3 protein-coding genes and 1 tRNA gene are annotated in these 3708 nt (G+C 42.9%); 3 read left to right on the forward strand and 1 reads right to left on the reverse strand.

Features of this window, described 5'->3' with window-relative positions; all coding sequences use genetic code 11:
* Window positions 1–346 precede the first annotated feature (346 nt).
* Window positions 347–421 (reverse strand) — tRNA-Asn (locus ABFQ95_07970).
* A 229-nt stretch (window positions 422–650) separates the two neighbouring features.
* Between ABFQ95_07970 and ABFQ95_07975 the strand changes: the two genes are divergently transcribed.
* The 3 genes from ABFQ95_07975 to ABFQ95_07985 all read left to right on the forward strand — a co-directional run bounded on the left by ABFQ95_07975 (window position 651) and on the right by ABFQ95_07985 (window position 3558).
* Complete coding sequence (locus ABFQ95_07975) at window positions 651–1361, forward strand: uroporphyrinogen-III synthase (GenBank protein ID MEN8237456.1); 711 nt, start codon at window positions 651–653, stop codon at window positions 1359–1361.
* Window positions 1358–2281, forward strand: coding sequence for a hypothetical protein (locus tag ABFQ95_07980; protein ID MEN8237457.1), 924 nt, complete (start codon window positions 1358–1360; stop codon window positions 2279–2281). The genes ABFQ95_07975 and ABFQ95_07980 overlap by 4 nt, the downstream gene beginning before the upstream one ends.
* Window positions 2282–2343: 62 nt before the next feature.
* Complete coding sequence (locus tag ABFQ95_07985; GenBank protein ID MEN8237458.1) at window positions 2344–3558, forward strand: heme biosynthesis HemY N-terminal domain-containing protein; 1215 nt, start codon at window positions 2344–2346, stop codon at window positions 3556–3558.
* Window positions 3559–3708: the final 150 nt, after the last annotated feature.

A 3708-nucleotide genomic window follows, 5' to 3' on the forward strand; every position in this document is an offset into this window, starting at 1 on the left:
TGCATTAAAAAAAATCTTGGGCATGAGCATAAAGCATCGTTTTAAATAATTTACTCTTAAGCCTTTTTGTTTTTCTTTTTGCTACTTGTCTGTTGCAAGTTAGTGGGGGCGGCAATGAGCCCCCACGAATTTGCAGCAAAAACGGGGCTCAGTATAGTTTCTCTCCTGACCTCTCAATCTTTATAAGCAAAAGTGCTTTCCTGTGCAAATGTTATCTTATGATCCAACCAACTTTTTCTAGATCAAAGTGATATTCTCCTAATCAAACACCATTCATTTTGCGGCACCAGTGCGGCACCGAGATTTTTGATTCAATTCTATTTTCTGCTAAAACCATTGAAAAATCTGGCTCCCCGGGACGGATTCGAACCGCCGACAAGGTGGTTAACAGCCACCCGCTCTACCACTGAGCTACCGGGGAATAGAAGCCCTTTACCCTTACTATATACCAGAATATGACAGGCGATGCTATACCGAAATGAAATCAAAACCTCTGTTTCCTGATACGCTTGAAGTGCTCATTTACACTTGTAAACTGCGCGTTTCTAGCTATCTTTAAACTAGCGGTTTTGATTTCACGGGGAGTATAGAGGGTAAAGCAGGTATACACGCCTTCTATTCTGGTACATTCCCCTTTATAATCACAACTTATGAACATACTCATCACCCGGCCTGAGCCCGAAGCCAGTGAACTGGCCGCAACACTCAATCAACTTGGTCATCATACCCTGGTAGATCCAATGCTACATATTGAATTTTTAGTGCCTGATCCGGTTAATTTTTCTGTTGCCCAGGCTATTATGTTCACAAGTGCAAATGGTATTCGCGGCGCTAAAGCCCTAACGATTCCCACATCATTGCCCACTTACGTAGTGGGAAGCGCAACAGCACAGGCAGCCCAACACTTTAAAAATATTTATGTCAGCAATGGAGGCGCACTTGAGCTCTGCCAGCACATTGTAAAAGACTTAAACCCAGCAAAAGGCCCGCTGATTCACTTTAGCGGCAGGCATACTGCCATTGACATCCAGCACACTCTTCAAACAAAGGGGTTTTGTGTTGAAAAATATATCGTCTATGAAGCCAAACCCGCACGTCAATTCGCTCCAGAGACACTGCAAGCCCTTGCAGGCCGTACCATTCAATCGGTGCTGTTTTTCTCTCCCCGTAGTGCTGCTATTTTTGCTAAACTACTTATATACAATAAGCAAACAATAATATGTCGATCCATGACCGCAATTTGTTTTAGCCAGAACGTTGCCGGTGCTCTGCAAGGCACAACTTGGAAGGAACTACGAGTGACACAAAGACCGCAAATGGAATGCCTGCTCTCCCTTCTTAACCAACAGGAAAACGTATGAACGAAGATCAAGAACCTAAAGAACAGACCCAAGAGGTTCCTAAACGTTTTAGGAACTATAAATGGCTGCTTCTGTTATTGCTTGCTTTAATTGTTGGAATTTTAGGATGGTGGTATTTACCAATCCTGCAACAAAAAATGACCGACCACCCTGCAACGCCTTCCGGTCAGGTGGTACATCACCAACAACAACCTCAACTCCAACCGCAAGAACGTGAAAGCTTGCAACACGTCATCAAATCACTCGCTTCCAGAATTGCAGCACTTGAAAAAGCACGGGCTATGCCTTCAGTACCACGTGCCATCCCGAAACTTGATGTGATATCCCTGCCCGATTTTCAACCGCTGTTTTTTGCGCTGCGCTGCCTTGAACAAGTTGCCGGTACAGCAAAACCCTTTCGCAATGAATTGGATGATATTCTAACGCAAGTTCCAACCTTACCTGAAGCGCTGGGCTCTGACTTCGCCAAACTCCTAGCTTTAGCTGATTCTGGGGTGCCCACACATGAGCAACTTGCTCAAGAATTTGATAATCTGGTCAGGATGCTTAAACAACCTATTACTAAACAATCTATATCTGCACAATCCACCACTCAAAATTGGATTGGAAAATTAAAAGGTTGGCTCAAAAGTTTAGTTTCAATACGCTATAACCCACCTCAACGAAACTCAGATGCGCAAACTAACTCCGTTTTGGAACGCGTACATGAACTGCTAATCCAGGACAATCTTTTAGATATATTGGAACATAAAGCATACTTATTAGAAGAGTACCAAAATCCCAGCATACAGGAATGGTATAAAAATTTACAAAATCGCGTCCTTGTGCAACAAATGATCACAGAGCTTAGGCCACTCAGCTTAACCCTCTTGATGTTTGGCGCGCTCACACAAAATTCCCAACAGGAAACCGAAGAATGATCCGTAAAATCCTCTTTATAGTTGTTTTAATATCGCTCACCGCAATCGTTTTGGGACTGAACATGTACCCTGGTACCATACGTATTGACTGGCAGGGTTATGAAATTGAAACCTCTCTGACAATATTTGCCCTGCTGCTTTTTGTAACTTTGTTCTTGCTATCTTTAATTGGAAAAATCTGGCGTGCTATTGCCAGACTACCAATGCGGCTTGGAAGACGCGCGCAAAAACGACATCGTGAAAAAGGCCTAATTAGTCTTGTTGAAGCCATCACAGCCAACGCCCTTGAGCAGATCTCTCTGACCAAGGAAAAAGCGTACAAGGTACAGCGATTTTTAAATACTCCCCTGCAACACCATCTCCTCTTTGAAGCTGCATTGCATGAAGCAAATATGCAAAGAGCAGAGCAACAAATCATCGAGATGAACAACTACCCTGAAATGCGAGAGCTAGCTTTATATGAGCAAATTCGTCTTTGCTATGCACAAAATGAGAACGCACAGGCGCACACTCACCTGTTGGAACTCGAGCGAATTGAACCTCAGTCTCCATATGTTCTTAAAAATCTTTTGGGCACCAGTGTATTTCTTTCGCTCTTTGACAAAGCGCTGGAAATCGTACAGAAAATGTATAAGAACAACCTACTCACTAAGGAGAAATGGGAACGATATCAAGCCCAATTACTCTACGCCCAGTCACAACAACACTCTCAAGATATGCAAGAACGTTTGGGGGCTTTAAAGAAAGTACATCAGCTTGACCCGGGGTTTTTCCCAGCAGCAATTGAAATGGCAAAAATTCTTAAAGTACAAAGCAAAGAGCGACAAGCTCGAAAAGTACTAGAGACTACCTGGGAAACAGACCCAAATCCAAACCTCGTTCCGCTCTATTTATCTATCACAGCAGAAGAAAAAAACATCGCCATTCAGCGCCTGGCTCATTTGTCACCAAAACATCCAGAGAGCTTATTGCTGCTTGCTCAAAATGCCATTGAACATCAGGAATGGCGCAAAGCACGAACATCCCTGAAAGCGCTGGAAGAAACTTATGGCATGACTTTGCAAGCTTGCCACCTCATGGCCCAGATTGAGCTAAAGGAGAAAAGCAATCTGGATCAGTACCAATACTGGATGGATCAAGCCCTGAAAACGCAAGATACTTCAGCATGGATCTGTAACAATTGCTGTGCAACCTCTAAAACGTGGAAAATCTTTTGTCAGAAGTGCCATAACATTGGGTGTTTTGAGCAGTGCAAGCAAGGGTTTAAACAAAAATGAGGCTCTTTTGAGTTTTGAGTGGGTAAGCTGAATTTTAGGTAGGCGAACAGTGTAGTTTCAGTTGGTAAAAATCCGAATTTCCAGCAAGTAAATAAACCATCGTTTTAAATAATTTATTCTTATACCCTTTTGTTTTTCTTTTTGTTACTT

The sequence above is a fragment of the Pseudomonadota bacterium genome (assembly GCA_039714795.1).
Lineage (GTDB): Bacteria > Pseudomonadota > Alphaproteobacteria > JAGOMX01 > JAGOMX01 > JBDLIP01.

Coding starts and splice junctions, on each gene's coding strand:
- ABFQ95_07975 (MEN8237456.1), top strand. CDS start 651: ATGAACATACTCATCACCCGGCCTGAGCCCGAAGCCAGTGAACTGGCC.
- ABFQ95_07980 (MEN8237457.1), top strand. CDS start 1,358: ATGAACGAAGATCAAGAACCTAAAGAACAGACCCAAGAGGTTCCTAAA.
- ABFQ95_07985 (MEN8237458.1), top strand. CDS start 2,344: ATGTACCCTGGTACCATACGTATTGACTGGCAGGGTTATGAAATTGAA.